The sequence below is a fragment of the Moraxella sp. FZFQ2102 genome, assembly GCF_024137865.1.
In the GTDB taxonomy this organism is placed as follows: domain Bacteria; phylum Pseudomonadota; class Gammaproteobacteria; order Pseudomonadales; family Moraxellaceae; genus Moraxella.
On the sequence record NZ_CP099960.1, the window covers coordinates 762,240 to 781,590 of the forward strand.

A 19,351-nucleotide genomic window follows, 5' to 3' on the forward strand; every position below is an offset into this window, starting at 1 on the left:
TTTCAAAGAAAAACCGTTCGCAACGCTAATAAAAGCACGAACGGTTTTTTGTTGGCAAAAAGTTGGATACGCTGAAGTACATAGCAATCCAAATCCATCATACTCGCCCTTTGAGCAGTCGATGCCATGTTTGATAATCAGGCATGACAGCTTGTACACTTGCCCAAAACTCACGGCTGTGATTGGCATGAATCAGATGGCACAATTCATGCACCAAGACATAGTCAGTGCAAGCTTTGGGATAGCTGACCAAATGTGTGGAGAGTGCGATTTTTGCCGTACGGACATTACAACTCCCCCAACGGCTACTCATCGGCTTGATACTGATGTGGCTTGCTGACTTACCCACTTTGGCTTGCCATACTGCCAAAATCTCATCGACATAATTTGCCAATTCATAGCGGTCAATCCAAGCTTTGCAGTCATCAGGTGCAAGCATCGTTAGTCGCTTGAATGTGCGTGCGTGGATTTGCTGCTGATGGCTTGCCAGCCACGCTGCCAAATCAAACGGCTCACCCCACAGATAATGCATCGCTGTCGGCTTTTGCTCATTGGCTTGGATAAGTTTTTGGTGTGCAGATACCGCCCAATCAAAGCGAGCACGAATCACGCCAAGCAATCGAGTATCGCTGATATGCATAGGACAGCTGACCAAAAATTCACCCAGCTTTACTCGAAAGTTGATGTTTTTGATGCGTTTTTTGGTGATGCATAGTCGGATACCTGCTTGAGCAAAGTCATCATGCAAGCTTGCCAATGTGTCTGTTTGATTCATCAAAATTGTCGTGGTTCGTTCTGGTATCAGTGAAAAAACCCAGTAATTGTACCATGCTTGGGCAAATTTAGACCAACAAAAAACGAGCCATCAGCTGATGACTCGTCTTGTAATCAATCGTTGATTACAGGCTTTGTGGTGCGTTGATGGTTAGCTCAACACGACGGTTTTGGGCACGGCCTGCATCGGTAGTGTTTGATGCAACAGGTTGTGCTTCACCATAACCCACAGTACGGATACGGCTTGCATCAACACCTTGACGGATTAGGTAGTTTGCCACAGACGCTGCGCGTTGCTGTGATAGGTTGTAGTTATAAGCATCAGAACCGTTTGAATCCGTGTGACCTGCCACGACGATGGTGGTTTGGTTGTACTCTTTCATGGTTTGTGCCAATTGGTTTAGGCTACCTGTGAACGATGGGTTTAGCGTCGCATCGTCATAAGCAAAAGTGATGTTGCCTGGCATAACTAGGTTGATGTTACCTGTGGTTGGGTCTTGTTGAACTTCAACGCCAGTGCCAGCCATTTGAGTTTCGATTTGCTTAGCTTGCTTTTGCATATAAGCACCCACTGCACCGCCAACGACTGCACCGATTGCTGCATCACGGCCAGTTTTTTCACCGCCAGTCGCTTTTGAGATTGCTGCGCCACCTAGAGCGCCAGCCACAGCACCGATGACTGCTTTATTGATGCCCGTGCCAGTGGTGGTTGTACCTGTGGTACCTGAAGTTGATGCACAGCCTGCCAATGCAACGCTTGCTGCCAATACTGATACGCCTAGAACTTTCATATTTTTCATCGTTATCTCCTTAAATGAGAGCATTGAGTGAGTTTTTGAGCAATTTTCCATAAATCTTAAAAAAGTCCATTACCCAAAAAGTGGTTTTGCTTGAGAGCTATTATGAACCAAAATACTTACCTAATTGTAGCAAGTCTGTATCTTGTTAGTGTAGTTTCTATTATTTTATTCAGGGCAGTTTGCTTGTTTGTCTTGCAAATTGATTAAAATTTGTACAAATTGACCGAAAAATCAGCGAATTTTGTATAATTTTTAGGCAAATTCACCCCATCGGCGCATTTGCTCACAGCTGCTCAGCAACATTTGATGAGCAATATTGTTTCAAAATTTGTCAAACATAAGCCAGATTTATGCATTATTTTGTCATTTTGCACAACCATCCTGTATCAGTCGTGTAAAATTTCACTGCAAGACGCGGTTTTTTGATAAAATAACGATTATTGTGAACACTTGTCGGATATTTGACATATTCTGTAACATTTTTGGCAACCTAGGAAACCACCATGAGCCATGCTGATCGCCCTACGCGCAGAACTTTGCCATTTTTTCAAAAATTGCATGACAACAATCCCAAACTTGCCCAAAAATTATCTTTGGTCGCAAGCACAGGCACGATTGCGGTCAATAGCCTTGCACTTGGCGTGCCAGTGATCAGCGCAGGCGTCACCAAGATGCTGACCAAATCCAAGCTTGCGGACAAGGCGGTGCTTGGCATTACCAATCATTGGCTACATACCAATAATCTGTTGATCGACAAGGTTCTGCCCGAAAAAGACTGGCGCATCACCCTGCCTGACGACCTAAACCCTAATGGCAGATACTTACTCATCTGCAACCATCAGTCATGGGTCGATACCAGTATCATTCAGTACATCAGCGAAAATCGCTTGCCGATTACCCGATTTTTTGCCAAGCATGAGCTGATTTACATTCCTATCGTCGGTCAGACCTTTTATTTTCTTGACTTTCCGATGATGAAACGCCATTCAAAAGAAGCGCTCGCCAAAAATCCTGCACTTGCTGGCCGTGATATCGAAGAAGCCCGCCGCGCTTGTCGGCTATTGACTGGCAAGCCTTTTGTGTTGCTCAACTATCTTGAAGGTACCCGTTTTACCCCTGTCAAACACCAAAAACAAGCGTCACCATATCGACACCTGCTCAAGCCCAAAGCTGGTGGTTTTGCGCTTGCGATTTCAAGCCTTGGCGAAGAGATTGATGGCATCTTGGATATGACCATTGTCTATCCTGATGGCACGCCTGAATATAGCGATTTGTGGTCGGGTAAGCTGACTCGATTGGGTGTCAATATTGAGCATATCAAGCTTGATGATGCGTTATTTGATGCACTCAAGCGTGGCGAGTATCACAGCAATGATGCCATCAAAGCCGAGCTATTTACGGCACTTGATGCGATATGGCAAGCCAAAGATGCCAAGATTGATGAGATGTTGGCTGACTTTGGTGTCAATACTCAGGACAACCAAGCGACTGGCGAACACTGATTTTTACTGCGTGCCTTGCACCTTTTAAGCGATGATTATGCGACAAACCCCTGATTTAGATGATTTTAAACTACCACAGCAACACGAACTACCTGATGATGTGATCCCCATCTATGGCACAGAAAAAGACGAGACACGAGAAGTCAGCACTGCCAAGCTTGCCTATGACATCTTGATGCTGATTTTACTTGTCATTGATTTGACCCTGATTGCGGTGGATAATATTTTGATGAGTGAATTTGCAGGTAGCATCGCAAGCTATCTGGGCGCGCCTGATGCACTGAGTGCTTATCAAAATACGCACCATCTGTCGGTGGCGACGGTGGCAGGCTTTTTCACCATCTTTTGGGTGGCGGATTTGAGCATTCGTTGGTTGATTGCCATCAAAAAACGCACTTATTATCGCTGGTTCTTTTTTCCATTTGTGCATTGGTATGAAGTGCTGGGCTGTTTTCCTGCCTTGCGTGCGTTTCGACTGCTGCGTGCGGTCGTCATCATTCAGCGACTGCACCGTCTGGGCATTCAGGTTATCCCTGCACAGTGGCTAAAATCCGCCAAGTTTTATTATCATGTGCTGCTAGAAGAGCTGTCAGATCGTGTGATTTTAACCGCGATTGATAATTTTCGAGCACAGCTTAGCCATAGTCAAAATCATGGCGAGCTACTGCACCGCACCGTCAGCCAAAACCGCCATGAAATCGAAACGGCACTCTTGACCATGCTACGCACCGAATTAACCCCACGCCTGCAAGCAGCGCTACTTGCCGAACAAGGTGCTAAGCTGTCTGCCGATATCGGTCGCGCTGTCGAAAAAGCACTCATCGACACACCAGAATTGCGTAAATATCTAAAGCTTATCCCGATTGCTGGCGGTATGATTGAATCACAAATCACCAATGTCGGCAAGCATATCGGCGAGAATGTCACCACCGCCATCAATGCCCACCTATTCAATGATGAGACGCTTGACGGGCTGATGCAGTCGGTGGCACATGGTGTAGCGCAGATTGATACTTCACGCCCAGAGGTGCAGATGCTGGTCACTGACATCGTCGAAGATGTGCTGACCGCCTTTGAACAGCAGGTCAAAGAACAGCAGTGGAAACACACTCAGCAGCTGCCGTTATAACCCTTAATATCAAGCCCAAAGCAGAATGTCAGTCATTCTGCTTTTTTATCAAAGCTTTATCCCTAGTACCTGTAAATCTGCTACAATATCACTTTTTTTCTACGATCATCACACCATGCTACTTGACCTAAACCGCTATCAATTCACCACCTACAAAAAAGAGCTGTCCGAGCTGATTACACTTGGCATTCCTATGCTGCTGGCACAGGTTGCTCAAGTCGGCACAAGCTTTGTCGATACGGTGATGGCAGGCGGTGCGGGCAAATCCGATTTGGCAGCGGTGGCACTGGGTAGCAGTGTCTTTGTCACCGTCTATGTGACCTTGATGGGTGTCATGACATCGCTCAATCCAATGATTGCTCAGCTGTTTGGTGCCAAAGGCGGTCATGAAGTGGGCGAGATGGGTCGCCAAGGGTTATGGTATGGTCTTATCATGGGCATCATCGGCATGGTGCTGATGTGGCTTGCGATTACACCATTTAAGCTATGGCTGGATGTCAGTGAGCAGACGCTTGCCATCGCCGAAAATTATCTGTGGTTCATTGGTCTTGCCATGCCTGCTGCGATGATTCATCGTGCTTTGCACGCTTATGCATCAAGCCTGAATCGCCCCAGGCTCATCATGTGGGTCAGCTGGCTGTGTTTTTTAATTAATATTCCTTTGAACTGGATTTTTGTCTATGGCAAATTTGGCATGCCTGCTTTGGGCGGTGCTGGCTGTGGACTTGCGACAGCGATTGTATTTTGGGTGAATGCCATCGCTCTGTGGGTATTGATTATCAAGGATAAGCACTTTGACCAATTTGGTTTGATGGCACGCTTTAGCCTACCCAATCCCAAAGCACTGATTGAGATGACGCGACTTGGTGTGCCGATTGGTTTATCGTTTTTTATCGAAGTCAGCTTGTTCACCTGCATTATGTTTTTGGTCTCAGGACTCAAGGGCAATAGCGAAGATTTTGTTGCCGCTCAGCAGGTAGTGATGAGTTTGACCAGCTTGATTTTTATGATTCCCCAAAGTCTTGGTAGCGCAGCGACGGTGCGTGTCGGTTTTAGCCTAGGGCAAGAGCGGTTTGTGCGAGCACGCTATATCTCAGGCGTGGCGATTGTTTCAGCGATTGTGGCATCGATTGGTACGGCGTTATTTCTCGTGGTATTTCGCTATCCGCTGTCGCAGATGTACACTGATGATATGGCGGTGATTGCGATTGCCAGTTCGCTGATTTTATTTGCTGCAGCATTTCAGCTGGTGGATGCGGTGCAATGCGTGGCAAGCTATGCTTTGCGTGGTTATAAAGTGACGACTGTACCCATGGTGATTCATATCATCGCCTTTTGGGGCTGTGGATTGATTCCAGGCTATGTGATGGCGTTTCATGTTGACATGGGGATTTATGGCTTTTGGACGGCTTTGGTGATTTCGCTTGGCGTGGCTGCGGTGTTTTTGCTTTGGTATCTAGAAGTGCACAGCAAAAAAGTCGCCCTACAAAGTCGCATCAGAGTGATCGGCTAAGCGTATTGATCATCGGTTCAGCGTGGCGAGTAGCTGTCAAGGCTTATCGATCAGACCGCCTTGCCACCATGATGCCCGATCAGCACAGTCCAACGCTTGCAGATTCTCATCCACGACATCCACAAGCATCGCTTGACCATCTTGGGTGACGGATAATTTGGCAAATACCGCCCCTGTATAGCAATCGCCCAGACCTTCGGCAAACAAAAAGCTATCGACTGCAGGATGCCATTGCCAGCCGTTGTATTTGAGTTTTAAGGGCGTACGATGCACGGTGGATGCCTGCCAATCCGCACTCACGATACGCCCATCACCATCAACCTGTACCCATGCTTGACGCCACCGATCATTCTCGGTCACTATCTTGTCAGCATCTACACCAGACAGCTCATAGCCAAGCTGCATATAATCGCCCTGCACAAGCGATCTGGGATCGACAGGTGCAAGCTTGGCATACACCGTTTGACCTTGGGATAACCGCTGTTCATACTGATAAATCAGCACAGCACCCACAGCCACCGTCAGTATGGCAATGATAACTGGTTGCAACTTCATACACCCACCCCCTTAACAGTCTGATGAGATACTTGACGGTCAAGCATAACACCCATCACCAGCACCAACACACCACTGACAAAAATCGTGGCAAACTTCACCAAAAACGGCACTGATAGCTGATAATAAAACAGCCACAACAGCCCAATACCCACCGCCAAAGATAGTGCATACACCAGATAATCTCGACGCAAGGCCGCCACAGCAAGCACCATCAGCACCGCAAGTAGATGCACATAGCCAAATCCTGCTACCACGCCAAGCGCTGATAGCCACAGCATTGCTCTCATCGGCAAGCGAGCAAGCAGTACACCAAATATCACCAATAACGGCAACGCTGCCAACACTTGATGATCAAGCTTAGGCATAGCAACGCCAAAATACACCCCAAATCCCGCTACCACCGATAGCACCAAACAGGCCACCCATCGCCACGACAACTGCATCCGTGTCAGCCATGCTGATTGGGTCAGCAAAAATACAGGCAATAGACCGAGTGCATACAGCACCACCCCTGCTGGGCGTAAATGCTCATAATTCGTCGCCACATCAAACGCCCCAAAGCTTTGCACCACCATCGATAGATATAACGCCATCGTATGCACAAGCAAATACAACCAATGCACACGGCATCGCCACAGTAGCACAAGTACACACGCCTGCACCGCCATCAGCATCCATAGACTGTTTTGCTTGAGCTGATCCAATAGCGTATATGCCACAAGCCCCATACCGACGACCACGAGCGCATAACCCAGATGGCGAGCATAGGCACTGTATTGCCATTTGATCAGCACCCCAAAGCCAAGCAAAAGCACGACGAGCGCATACACGGCATTCACCCACACCGATGACACACCCATCAGCACATCCACCACCAGCCAAATCAAGGCAAATAAGCTACTTAGCCAGCCACCGACAGCAAGCAGTGCCGTTTGGACTTTGGCAAGATTTTGCCCAAAGTGCTGATAAATACCAAAGGCAAGTGCCCCAAACCACACATGAGCCAAGATGGTGATGACGGGCAAAGAGTGTATCTCAAGACCCATCACCACAGCACCAAACACCGCCAACGCCCCACCGACCACACCAATGGCAATGCTTGCCGTCTGCTCAGATGCCGACAGGCGAACCCTTGCCCATAGTGCAAATAACCACGGCGAGATTATCACCATAAGCGTACAAAACAACTGTGCCGCAGACAGCCTAGACCAATCAACACCTGCCGCATAAACCGCAATCATCGACAAACCCAGCGCCACAAGCCACGACAGACGACACCGCCCAAACGCTCGCCACACCCCAAGCAATAACACCATCGCCCACGCAGGATACCAATACTCATCCCATGCCATCTGATCGACCGTCAGCCACAGTGCAATCTGCGACACCACCATCAATAGCACCATCACCCCGTCATTGGCACGGTACAGCCACGGCACAATCAATAGCGACCACAGTACAAACAGCCACAGACTATCTGCGCCCGTCTGATACACCTGACCAATCACCGCAAGCAGCAGCCCCGCCATCAGCGCACACACCGTATGTAGCGCACTCATCCACACGCCTGCCGTACACAGACTCACCACAGCAGACAGCACGAGCACCGCCATCGGAATGGCAATCTTGACCATATTAGGCAGCAGTAGCCAATTTGCCCCCACAAGATACAACAATGACACCGCCACGAGTGCCAAGCCAAATAGCCCAAAATGCGCCGTCATCTGCGGTGAGATGAGTGCGTGTGCGATGGTGGTTGATGGCGTTTTTGCCAGTGTTGTCTTGATGCGTGCCATGTGTTTATTCCAATAAAAAAATACCGCCCATAATCATTATAGGCGGTATTTGCAACTTGGCAATACCAAGCGATTAGATTGCTTCGATTTCTTCAGCTTGTGGGCCTTTTTTGCCTTCGCCTAGAATGAATGATACTTTTTGACCTTCAGCAAGGGTCTTAAAACCAGAACCTTTGATGGCGCTATAATGTGCGAACACATCTTGACCGCCATTGTCTTGAGCGATAAAGCCAAAACCTTTTGATTCATTGAACCACTTAACAGTGCCTAAAACTTTGTTTGACATAATATTTTCCTAATTTGGATGATGAAAAGCGTAAAACACGCAACTTATGCTATTCATGCAAAACTTACAAAACGATCGGGATCACGGGCAAATCACCCTAACTTCTTCACTCATCCAAATAAGAAACTTACTGGTCTTTCTAAAGAACGCTTGATACCACTGCGTCTGTCTGCAGTTATCAAAGTCATTTTGGTCTAGACCAAGAAAATTCTATGCCCTAAACAAATCAAACTCTGGTACATAAATACCATGTGGATTATTATAACAAATTTTTCTCAAAAAGTCTTAAATTATTTATAAAAATATTCACTCGGCGAATGACGCATCACAGTGGCAGATGGATAATGCCATAATGCCAAGCCAGCACCACAGCACACAATAGCAAATAGACAATGCCAAACGACTGACAAAAATTCATATAAGCACTCGGCATGATGATGTCATTGGGGTCATCGGGCAAATCCTTGCCACGCACCAAGCGAAAACTATACACCAAAGTGGCAAACACATAGACAATATACGCCACAGGCACTGCACGCATCAGCCCATCAATCGGCAAAAAATACATCGCCGCAGGCACAACAAAGCCCCAAATGCTCGTCACCATGCTAATCACCATCAGCACAGGCGTATTGGGCAGGCGACCGCCATGCCGGCGTAGTAGTCCATTTTCGATAATAATCATCAGCGCCACAGCTAGGCTTGCCCACAGATAGATGGTGATGAGTAGCGGTTGGTTCATGGTCATCTCAATTGTCAAAATCGCTATTATAGCCAAAGCTGCCCACTTTCGCCACCAACAAAAAAGCCAAATCGACGATGCAACTTGGCTTTTTATGCAATCACAGGGCGACGCAATCAGAACAATACACGCACACGGATGGTCTCAGGTACGGCACGCAGACGAGCCATCGCCTTGTCCGAATCATTATCATCAACATCCATGACCAAATAGCCGACATCGCCTTTGGTCATCAATGACTGAGCGGCAATGTTGATGCCTGCATCAGCAAACGATGCGTTGATTTGTGATAGTACGCCAGGGACGTTGCGATGGATGTGCAATAGGCGGTGCGTACCTTCGGTGAATGGGATAGAGACATTTGGGAAATTGACCGCACTTGTCGTATCGCCTTGATCGGAATAACGAACGAATTTCTCACCCACTTCAAGACCGATGTTCGCCTGTGCTTCTTGGGTTGAGCCGCCCACGTGTGGAGTCAAGATGACATTGTCAAAGGCACGCAGTGGTGATTCAAACACTTCGTCTGCTGATTTTGGCTCTTTTGGGAATACGTCGATGGCAGCGCCCAAGATTTTTTTGCTTTCAAGTGCTGCAGCCAAGGCATCGATATCCACACAGCCACCACGAGCGGCATTGATAAAGAATGCACCATCTTTCATCTGTGCAAATTCTTTGGCAGTCATCATATTGCGAGTGCTTGGCAAATCAGGCACGTGCAAGGTCACGACATCCGCTTTGGCAAGCAGCTCTTCTAAGCTACCGACTTGTACTGCATTGCCAAGTGGCAATTTCGTCACAGCATCATGATAGATGACTTTCATACCCAAGCTTTCGGCAAGTACTGACAGCTGCGAGCCGATAGAACCATAACCAACAATGCCCATCACTTTGCCACGCACTTCATAGCTGTCTTTGGCTGATTTATTCCAGCCACCACGATGGACGACGGCATTTTTTTCAGGAACGCCACGCATCAGCATGATGGTCTCAGCAAGCACAAGTTCAGCCACAGAACGCGTGTTTGAATACGGTGCGTTAAATACAGGAATACCCAGCTCTAGTGCTGCTTCTAGATCAACTTGGTTTGTACCAATGCAGAAGCAACCGATGGCGATCAATTTTTCGGCGCTTTCGAGCACTTTGCGAGTCAGCTGAGTGCGTGAACGAATACCAATAAAGTGTGCATCTTTGATTTTCTCAATCAACTCGGCTTCATCTAGTGCTGATTTGATGTATTCGATATTGGTATAACCAGCATCGTTCAATACCTTTAGGGCATTATCATGTACGCCTTCTAACAACAAAAAGCGAATCTTGTCTTTGTGTAGAGATAAAGTCATGTCGGATTCCTTTGGCGGATAAAATTCAATGTACTGTTATACACTGATTGATAAATATTTGCAAGATTGGGCAAGTAATTAGTTTATAAAATCTTGGAATAACGCACCCAACTCACAAAACTCACAGGATAAAAAACACAAAAGCCCATCAATCATGACAGGCTTTTGGTATTACTGGGCCATTATTCTTGGCTACCCAATTCATCAGCGAAGGCTTTAGCAAAGCTATCTTCGACACTTAGGTCTGCTACAGGCTCAGTGCTTGCTGCAGTCAAGTCGCCCAATAGCTCTTCAACAGGCAACGCTTCTTTGATCGCCTTTTCGGCTTTGCGTTGGCGGTTTTGGTGATAAGCCAAACCAGTACCTGCTGGGATCAAGCGACCCACCACGACGTTCTCTTTTAGACCGCTTAGGTCATCGACTTTACCCATCACCGCAGCTGCTGTCAAGACACGGGTAGTCTCTTGGAACGATGCCGCTGAGATGAAGCTTTCGGTTGCAAGACTTGCTTTAGTGATACCAAGTAGCTGACGCTCATACTGCACTGGGAACTTGTTGTTAGCAGTCAGCTCAGCGTTCAACGCACGAATCTTCGAGTATTCAGCTTGGTCGCCTTTGAAATAGCTTGAATCGCCACCGTCGATAATCTCAACTTTACGCAGCATCTGACGTACAATGACTTCGATGTGCTTATCGTTGATCTTAACACCTTGTAAGCGATAAACTTCTTGGACTTCATTGACAATGTAGTTTGCCAATGCGGTTTCGCCTTTTAGGCGCAAGATATCGTGTGGGTTTTGCGGGCCATCAGAGATGATTTCGCCACGCTCCACCGTTTCGCCTTCAAACACGTTGATTTGACGCCATTTTGGAATCAGCTCTTCATGCACATCGCCATCTTCATTGGTGATGATAAAGCGGTTTTTACCCTTGGTTTCTTTACCAAAGCTCACTACACCACTCATCTCAGCCATGATTGCATGGTCTTTTGGACGACGAGCTTCGAATAGGTCAGCAACGCGTGGCAGACCACCGGTAATATCTTTGGTACCTGAAGTCGCTTGCGGAACACGACCTAGCACCGAACCTGCAGTCACGTGCTCGCCTTCGGCAACACGGATAATGGTGTCGTTTGGTAGGAAATACACCACTTCTTTGCCATCATCAGTATCAAGGATGATCGCAGGACGCAAGTCTTTGGCGATGCTTGGGCGGTCTTTGCTTGCCAAGATTTCAAACGAGCTCACACCGGTCATTTCATCGACCTTCACGGTCGCAGTCATGCCGTCGGTGATGTCGCTAAAGCGCGCTGTACCTGCAAATTCGGTGATAATCGGATGGGTATGCGGATCCCATTTAGCAATCACTTGACCTGCTTCTACCGCATCGCCATCACGCACCAGTACGCTTGAGCCATAAGGCACTTTATAGCGTTCACGCTCACGGCCTTGGGCATCTGCCACGCCGATTTCAGCTGAACGAGAAACAATCACCAGATGACCATCCACGTGCTCTACAGTTTTCATGTTGTGGAAACGAACAGTACCTGTATTACCAACTGATACACTGTTATCCACAGACGCTGCCGATGCTGCACCACCCACGTGGAAGGTACGCATGGTCAACTGAGTACCCGGTTCACCGATTGACTGTGCTGCCATAACGCCCACAGATTCACCGATATTCACCAGATGACCACGAGCTAGGTCACGGCCATAACATTTAGCACACACGCCTTGAGATGCTTCACAGGTGATAACTGAGCGGACATAAACCTCATCAATGGCGTTGGCATCAAGCTGCTCAACCAAACGCTCATCAATCAGCGTGCCTGCAGCCACGACCACTTCACCATCAGCATTCACGACATCTTTGGCAGCGACACGACCAAGTACACGGTCGCCTAGACGTTCAACGATTTCACCACCGTCAATGACTGGTGTCATGCGTTGACCTGCTTCGGTACCACAGTCATCTTGAGTAATCACAAGGTCTTGTGCCACGTCAACCAAACGACGAGTCAAGTAACCTGAGTTCGCAGTTTTCAAGGCGGTATCAGCAAGACCTTTACGCGCACCGTGCGTAGAAATAAAGTACTGCAAAACGGTCAAGCCTTCACGGAAGTTCGCCTTAATTGGCGTCTCGATGATCGAGCCGTCTGGTTTTGCCATCAGACCACGCATACCTGCAAGCTGACGAATCTGTGTCGCACTACCACGAGCACCAGAGTCTGCCATCATGTAGATTGAGTTGAATGATTTTTGGCGTTCAGTTTCACCATCACGGTTCACAACTTCGTCAGTTGACAAGTTTTCCATCATCGCATTAGCGATTTTATCCGATGTACGTGCCCAGATATCAACAACTTTGTTGTATCGCTCACCAGCGGTCACAAAACCTTGCTCAAACTGATGTTCAATATCACGCACTTCTGCATCTGCTGCATCGACGATTTCTTTTTTGGTTGGTGGAATGACCATGTCTTCCATACCAATCGAGATGCCCGATAGCGTCGCTTGTGCAAAACCTAGATACATCAGATGGTCAGCAAACAGTACCGATTCTTTGACACCAAGCTTACGGTAGCAAGAGTTTAGCAGTTTTGAGATGTTTTTCTTGGTCATCTCAGTATTACATTCGCTAAATGCCATACCTTCAGGCATGATGTTCCAAATCAATAGACGACCAGCGACAGTTTCTTTGATTTCGGTACGGCTGGTTTTTTCACCAGTTTTTTCGTCCAAAATGGTTTCTGCCACACGCACTTTGATTTTGGCATTAACTGACAAATCGTCAGAACCAATCGCACGCAACGCTTCGTTCACGGTGCTAAACACCATGCCTTCACCTTTGGCATTGACGCAGGCACGGCTGATATAGTACAGACCCAAAACAACGTCTTGCGATGGTACGATGATTGGCTCACCGTTTGCAGGCGATAGAATGTTGTTGGTTGACATCATTAGTGCACGGGCTTCTAGCTGTGCTTCTAGCGTCAATGGTACGTGTACCGCCATTTGGTCACCGTCGAAGTCGGCGTTAAATGCCGCACAGACCAGTGGGTGTAGCTGAATCGCTTTACCTTCAATCAGTACTGGTTCAAATGCTTGCAGACCCAAACGGTGAAGTGTTGGTGCACGGTTTAGTAGCACTGGATGCTCACGGATGACCATGGCAAGCATATCCCACACCGCAGGCTCTTCACGCTCTACCATCTTCTTGGCAGCTTTGATGGTACTTGCGATGTTGTTTTGTAGCAATTTGGCATAAGTAAATGGCTTAAATAGCTCAAGCGCCATTTTCTTTGGCAGACCACATTGATGTAGGCGTAGTGTCGGACCTACAACGATGACCGAACGGCCAGAGTAATCGACGCGTTTACCCAATAGGTTTTGACGGAAACGACCTTGCTTACCTTTGATCATATCTGCCAAAGATTTCAGCGGACGCTTATTAGAACCAGTGATCGCACGACCACGGCGACCGTTATCAAGCAGTGCATCGACCGCTTCTTGTAGCATACGCTTTTCGTTACGCACGATGATGTCAGGCGCGTTCAGCTCAAGCAGACGCTTCAAACGGTTGTTACGGTTGATCACACGGCGATACAGATCGTTCAGATCCGAAGTCGCAAAACGACCCCCTTCTAGCGGTACAAGTGGACGCAGATCAGGTGGTAGAACTGGCAGAACAGTCATTACCATCCACTCAGGCTTGTTGCCTGATTCGCGGAATGACTCAAGCAGCTGTAGGCGTTTTGCCATTTTTTTCAGCTTGGTTTCTGAGCCAGTTTGTGGAATAGCTTGGCGCAGCTCATCGATTTCGCCATCGACATCGATGTCACGCAGTAGGTCTTGTACCGCTTCAGCACCCATCTTCGCAACGAATTCATCACCATATTGCTCAAGCGCAGTAAAGTATTCTTCATCGTCAAGCAGCTGATATTTTTCAAGGCTGGTCATGCCAGGATCGGTGACGATGTAGCTTTCAAAATATAGCACACGCTCAATATCACGCAAGGTGATGTCAAGCAATAGACCGATGCGGCTTGGCAGTGATTTTAAGAACCAAATGTGCGCAACTGGGCTTGCCAATTCGATATGCCCCATGCGCTCACGGCGAACCTTAGCAGCAGTGACTTCAACGCCACATTTTTCGCAGATGATGCCTTGGAACTTGCGGCGCTTGTATTTGCCACACAAGCACTCAAAGTCTTTGACAGGGCCAAAGATTTTAGCACAAAACAGACCATCACGCTCAGGCTTAAAGGTACGATAGTTAATCGTTTCTGGCTTTTTCACTTCACCGTGTGACCAAGATTTGATCGCTTCAGGCGACGCAAGCGAGATTTGAATGCTGTCAAATTCTCTTGCACCACTGTCAGCAGGGCCTTTCATGATATCTAATAAATCTTTCAAAAGGTTTCTCCATTGTATTCGTCGTAATTCTGACACCTAGCCACCATGTGCGATGGCTAGGCAAATTTTGGTCTTGGCTGACTTATTTCTTTTCTTTTAAGTCAATGTTAATACCCAGCGAGCGAATCTCTTTGGTCAAGACATTGAACGACTCTGGCATACCTGGGTTCATGTATTGTTCACCATCAACGATGTTCTTATACATACGGGTACGGCCTTCGACATCGTCCGACTTGACTGTCAGCATCTCTTGAAGTGTATAAGTTGCGCCATACGCTTCTAGTGCCCAGACTTCCATCTCACCGAAACGCTGACCACCGAACTGCGCTTTACCACCAAGTGGTTGCTGAGTGACTAGCGAGTACGAACCAGTCGAACGCGCGTGCATCTTATCATCTACCAAGTGGTTCAGCTTCAGCATATACATATAGCCGACAGTCACAGGACGGTCAAATTTCTTACCAGTACGGCCGTCATACAAGGTTTGCTGACCTGTGGTCGATAGACCTGCTAGGCTTAGTAGCTCTTTGATTTGGGTTTCTTTAGCACCATCAAAGACCGCAGTACCCATTGGTACGCCTGCGCGCAAGTTTTGAGCCAATGCCAGCAAATCTTCATCAGACAAGCTGTCTAGATCAACTTGCTCACCGCCAACTTTGTTATAGATCTTATCCAAGAAATCACGCAGCTCAGCGATGCTTGCTTGGGCACGTAGCATACCATCAATCTTATCGCCCAAGCCTTTTGCCGCCATACCTAGATGCGTCTCAAGTACCTGACCGATGTTCATACGCGATGGTACGCCCAGTGGGTTTAGTACGATATCCACCGGCTTGCCGTTTTCGTCATAAGGCATATCTTCTACAGGCATGATGCGCGAGACAACACCCTTGTTACCATGACGACCTGCCATCTTATCACCAGGCTGAATGCGACGCTTGACAGCCAAATACACCTTAACGATTTTTTGGACACCATGTGCCAAATCATCGCCTTGGGTCAATTTACGTTTTTTCTCAGCAAATTTGTTGTCGATATCTTTTTGCTTATCGCTTAGGAATTCAGCGATTTGACCCAGACGCTCTGATACTTCTTCTTCAGCAGGCTGAATGTCAAGCAAAGTTTCTAGCGGTAGGTTCTCGATATCAGCAAGTGCCAATACAGTACCTGCCTTAAAGCCTGCACCGCCTGAAACCTTTTTGCCGTCAAGCAGGCTTAGGATACGGCCTTTTGCCGCTGCTTCAAAAATCACCAACTCTTCTTTTAAGTCTTTGCGGTAATTATCCAGCATCGCTTTTTCGATAGACTTAGCACGACTGTCTTTTTCTAGACCATCACGGGTGAAGACTTGTACATCGATGACGGTACCCTTGGTTGATGATGGTACACGCAGTGATGTATCTTTGACATCTGCCGCTTTTTCACCGAAGATTGCACGAAGCAGCTTTTCTTCTGGTGTCAATTGGCTTTCGCCTTTTGGTGTGACTTTACCCACCAAGATATCGCCTGCATCCACTTCAGCACCGATATACACGATACCCGCTTCGTCAAGGTTAGCAAGTGCTGCTTCACCAACGTTTGGAATATCGCCAGTGATTTCTTCAGGGCCGAGCTTGGTATCACGCGCCACACAAGTCAGCTCTTGGATGTGAATGGTAGTGAAACGATCTTCTTGTACCACACGCTCAGATAGCAAGATGGAGTCTTCGAAGTTGTAGCCATTCCAAGGCATGAACGCCACGCGCATATTTTGACCAAGCGCCAACTCGCCTAGGTCAGTCGATGGGCCGTCCGCTAGGATATCGCCACGCGCAATTTGGTCGCCTTCATTGACGATGACGCGTTGGTTGATACAGGTGTTTTGGTTTGAACGAGTGTATTTGATCAAGTTATAGATATCAATACCCGCTTCACCAGCAGTCATCTCACTTTCATTGACACGCACGATGATACGGCTGGCATCAACTTCTTCAATCACACCGCCACGCTTAGCAACCACACACACGCCTGAGTCACGAGCAACATGGCGTTCCATACCAGTACCCACCAATGGCTTGTCTGAACGCAAAGTAGGTACAGCCTGACGCTGCATGTTCGAACCCATCAATGCACGGTTCGCATCGTCATGCTCAAGGAATGGAATCAAGCTTGCTGCCACTGAGACAACTTGGCGTGGCGAAACATCCATATGAGTCACTTTATCCGCGCTCATACGCACCGATTCGCCATGATAACGCACCATGACCATCTCTTCGGTCAGCTCGCCATTTTCGTTCATCGGCGAGTCAGCCTGTGCAATCACCATGCCCACTTCTTCGATCGCTGAGACATAATCAATCTCATCGGTTACGCGACCGTCGATAACGCGGCGATATGGCGTTTCTAGGAAACCGAAGTTATTGGTTTTGGCAAATACCGCCAATGAGTTGATCAAACCAATGTTTGGACCTTCAGGCGTTTCAATCGGACACACACGACCATAATGCGTGGTATGTACGTCACGCACTTCAAAGCCTGCACGCTCACGGGTCAAGCCACCTGGGCCAAGCGCTGATACACGACGCTTATGAGTAATCTCAGACAATGGGTTGTTTTGGTCCATGAACTGAGACAGCTGGCTTGAGCCAAAGAATTCTTTAATGGCTGCCGCAACTGGTTTTGAGTTGATCAAATCTTGTGGCGATAGATTGTCAGAATCTGCTGTCGTTAGGCGCTCTTTTACTGCACGCTCAACACGAGCCAAACCAATGCGGAATTGGTTTTCGGTCATCTCACCCACTGAGCGGATACGGCGGTTACCCAAGTGGTCAATGTCATCGACTTCGCCACGACCGTTGCGAATCTCAATCAGCTCTTTTAGTACATCAACGATGTCGGCATTAGATAGAACGCCTTGCTCACGCTGTACATCGATATCATCAGTATCAACAAAATCACGGCCTAGACGGCGGTTAAACTTCATACGACCGACATTTGATAGATCATAGCGCTCTTGGCTAAAGAACATTGATTCAAATAGCTTTTCAGCGGTTTCTAGCGTTGGTGGCTCACCTGGACGCATAACTTTATAAATTTCAATCAATGCTTCTTCGCGTGTCAAGACAGTGTCCGCGCGCAAAGTATCGGCGATGAATGAACCATGATCGATGTCATTGGTAAATAAGATTTTGAACGACTGAACATTTTTCTCAGCCAATTTCACCAGCGTGTCATGATCGATTAGGCTGTTGGCACGAACGATGACTTCATCATTAACGACGATGTCTTCACCGATGATGCGCTCATACAGGTACTCATCAGGTACAGCAAGCTTGGTCATGCCAGACTCAACGATTTGCTTGATGCGGCGCGCGTTGATACGCTGACCTTGTTCGACGATCACTTTACCATCTGGTGATACGATGTCAAACTGTGCCATCTCACCTTTTAGACGATCAGCAATCAGTTCAATTTCAAATGATTCTGAACCTTTGAACACTTCTACTTTTTCAAAGAATGCATCAAGGATTTGCTGTGTATCCATGCCGATCGCGCGCAGAATGATGGTCGCAAGTAGCTTACGACGGCGGTCGATACGCGCATATACTAGGTCTTTTACATCAAATTCGAAATCTAACCATGAACCACGGTAAGGAATGATGCGTGCATTGTACAGCACTTTACCGCTTGAATGTGATTTACCCTTGTCGTGATCGAAGAACACACCCGGTGAACGATGCAGCTGCGATACGATGACACGCTCAGTACCGTTGATGATGAAAGTGCCGTTGTCAGTCATCAATGGGATTTCGCCCATATAGACGCTTTGTTCGCGGACATCTTTGATGGCGGTTTTATTTTCTTTGTCTTTGATGACAAGGCGAATTTTCACGCGCAATGGTGCTGCGAAAGTCGAGCCACGCATGATGCACTCACGCTCATCGAACTCAGGCTCGCCTAAATAATATTCAACAAACTGCAGCTGCGCATTACCAGAATGGCTTTCGATTGGGAAAATCGAAGAAAACGCCGCTTGCAAGCCGACATTGGCACGCGCCTTAGGCTTTTTGTGCTCTTGCAAAAATTGCTCATAAGAATCCACTTGGATGGCGAGCAGATACGGCACATCCATGACATCAGGGAGCCTTGAAAAACTTTTACGAATGCGTTTCTTTTCGGTATAAGAATATGCCATTAAGATTCCTTAGGTTCGTTACTATTGTGCCGCCAATGGACAAGCACAGCCTAAAACATATGCCCAAACAAGTCAGGCAAACTTTCAATTGCCCAAAAAATTGGACAAACTTTTTTAAATTTTTTGGTAAATCGTTGCAATTTACCTAAATTATGCACCCATTTTGAACTTTTTTAGAAAGGAAAAACGCAAAAAACACAAGGCATCGTGGCAGATATGACAGTCATTGGCAATGAAAACAGCGCCAATGGCATATTGCATAAATCTGATGACGCGCAGACACAACAAAGCGCCAAATACCGATGAGTATTTAGCC

Annotated in this window: 12 protein-coding genes; 3 read left to right on the forward strand and 9 right to left on the reverse strand. The window is 47.4% G+C overall.

All coding sequences use genetic code 11. The annotated features are described in order from the left end of the window. Window positions 1–97: 97 nt before the first annotated feature. Complete coding sequence (locus tag NGM44_RS03650; protein WP_253224294.1) at window positions 98–775, reverse strand: M48 family metallopeptidase; 678 nt, start codon at window positions 773–775, stop codon at window positions 98–100. Between the two features lie 124 nt (window positions 776–899). After that, window positions 900–1,574, reverse strand: coding sequence for an OmpA family protein (locus tag NGM44_RS03655; RefSeq protein ID WP_253224295.1), 675 nt, complete (start codon window positions 1,572–1,574; stop codon window positions 900–902). A gap of 503 nt (window positions 1,575–2,077) precedes the next feature. Between NGM44_RS03655 and NGM44_RS03660 the strand changes: the two genes are divergently transcribed. The 3 genes from NGM44_RS03660 to NGM44_RS03670 all read left to right on the forward strand — a co-directional run bounded on the left by NGM44_RS03660 (window position 2,078) and on the right by NGM44_RS03670 (window position 5,718). Beyond that, complete coding sequence (locus NGM44_RS03660) at window positions 2,078–3,076, forward strand: acyltransferase (RefSeq protein WP_253224296.1); 999 nt, start codon at window positions 2,078–2,080, stop codon at window positions 3,074–3,076. Window positions 3,077–3,113: 37 nt separating this feature from the next. Next, window positions 3,114–4,205, forward strand: a complete 1,092-nt coding sequence (locus NGM44_RS03665) for a hypothetical protein (protein WP_253224297.1) — start codon at window positions 3,114–3,116, stop codon at window positions 4,203–4,205. 115 nt (window positions 4,206–4,320) lie between these two features. Next, on the forward strand, window positions 4,321–5,718 hold the full coding sequence (locus tag NGM44_RS03670) for an MATE family efflux transporter (protein WP_253224298.1): 1,398 nt from the start codon (window positions 4,321–4,323) through the stop codon (window positions 5,716–5,718). A gap of 36 nt (window positions 5,719–5,754) precedes the next feature. On the opposite strand, the gene NGM44_RS03675 is transcribed toward NGM44_RS03670, so the two are convergent. The 7 genes from NGM44_RS03675 to rpoB form a co-directional block, all read right to left on the reverse strand. Beyond that, entirely contained in the window at window positions 5,755–6,273 is a 519-nt protein-coding gene (locus NGM44_RS03675) for a GDYXXLXY domain-containing protein (RefSeq protein ID WP_253224299.1), read from the reverse strand. Continuing rightward, window positions 6,270–8,072 carry a DUF2157 domain-containing protein gene (locus NGM44_RS03680; RefSeq protein ID WP_253224300.1) on the reverse strand — a complete coding sequence of 601 codons (1,803 nt, stop codon included), beginning with the start codon at window positions 8,070–8,072 and terminating at the stop codon, window positions 6,270–6,272. Before NGM44_RS03680 ends, NGM44_RS03675 begins: the two co-directional genes overlap by 4 nt. Before the next feature lie 73 nt (window positions 8,073–8,145). Further along, entirely contained in the window at window positions 8,146–8,358 is a 213-nt protein-coding gene (locus tag NGM44_RS03685) for a cold-shock protein (protein ID WP_078254876.1), read from the reverse strand. Between the two features lie 325 nt (window positions 8,359–8,683). Then, entirely contained in the window at window positions 8,684–9,100 is a 417-nt protein-coding gene (locus NGM44_RS03690; protein WP_253224301.1) for a hypothetical protein, read from the reverse strand. A 116-nt stretch (window positions 9,101–9,216) separates the two neighbouring features. Further along, window positions 9,217–10,443 (reverse strand): phosphoglycerate dehydrogenase, encoded by a 1,227-nt coding sequence (serA, locus tag NGM44_RS03695; protein ID WP_078318068.1) that lies wholly within the window; start codon window positions 10,441–10,443, stop codon window positions 9,217–9,219. Window positions 10,444–10,625: 182 nt separating this feature from the next. Beyond that, complete coding sequence (gene rpoC, locus NGM44_RS03700) at window positions 10,626–14,861, reverse strand: DNA-directed RNA polymerase subunit beta' (protein ID WP_253224302.1); 4,236 nt, start codon at window positions 14,859–14,861, stop codon at window positions 10,626–10,628. A gap of 82 nt (window positions 14,862–14,943) precedes the next feature. Further along, a complete protein-coding gene (gene rpoB / locus NGM44_RS03705; RefSeq protein ID WP_253224303.1) occupies window positions 14,944–19,035 on the reverse strand; it encodes a DNA-directed RNA polymerase subunit beta in 4,092 nt (1,363 codons plus the stop codon). Between the last annotated feature and the right edge of the window lie 316 nt (window positions 19,036–19,351).

Bases quoted from the DNA above. Each gene is read 5' to 3' on its own strand.
- serA (WP_078318068.1), bottom strand. From the start codon at position 10,443: ATGACTTTATCTCTACACAAAGACAAGATTCGCTTTTTGTTGTTAGAA.
- NGM44_RS03650 (WP_253224294.1), bottom strand. From the start codon at position 775: ATGAATCAAACAGACACATTGGCAAGCTTGCATGATGACTTTGCTCAA.
- NGM44_RS03690 (WP_253224301.1), bottom strand. From the start codon at position 9,100: ATGAACCAACCGCTACTCATCACCATCTATCTGTGGGCAAGCCTAGCT.
- NGM44_RS03670 (WP_253224298.1), top strand. From the start codon at position 4,321: ATGCTACTTGACCTAAACCGCTATCAATTCACCACCTACAAAAAAGAG.
- NGM44_RS03655 (WP_253224295.1), bottom strand. From the start codon at position 1,574: ATGAAAAATATGAAAGTTCTAGGCGTATCAGTATTGGCAGCAAGCGTT.
- rpoB (WP_253224303.1), bottom strand. From the start codon at position 19,035: ATGGCATATTCTTATACCGAAAAGAAACGCATTCGTAAAAGTTTTTCA.
- NGM44_RS03685 (WP_078254876.1), bottom strand. From the start codon at position 8,358: ATGTCAAACAAAGTTTTAGGCACTGTTAAGTGGTTCAATGAATCAAAA.
- NGM44_RS03660 (WP_253224296.1), top strand. From the start codon at position 2,078: ATGAGCCATGCTGATCGCCCTACGCGCAGAACTTTGCCATTTTTTCAA.
- NGM44_RS03665 (WP_253224297.1), top strand. From the start codon at position 3,114: ATGCGACAAACCCCTGATTTAGATGATTTTAAACTACCACAGCAACAC.
- NGM44_RS03680 (WP_253224300.1), bottom strand. From the start codon at position 8,072: ATGGCACGCATCAAGACAACACTGGCAAAAACGCCATCAACCACCATC.
- NGM44_RS03675 (WP_253224299.1), bottom strand. From the start codon at position 6,273: ATGAAGTTGCAACCAGTTATCATTGCCATACTGACGGTGGCTGTGGGT.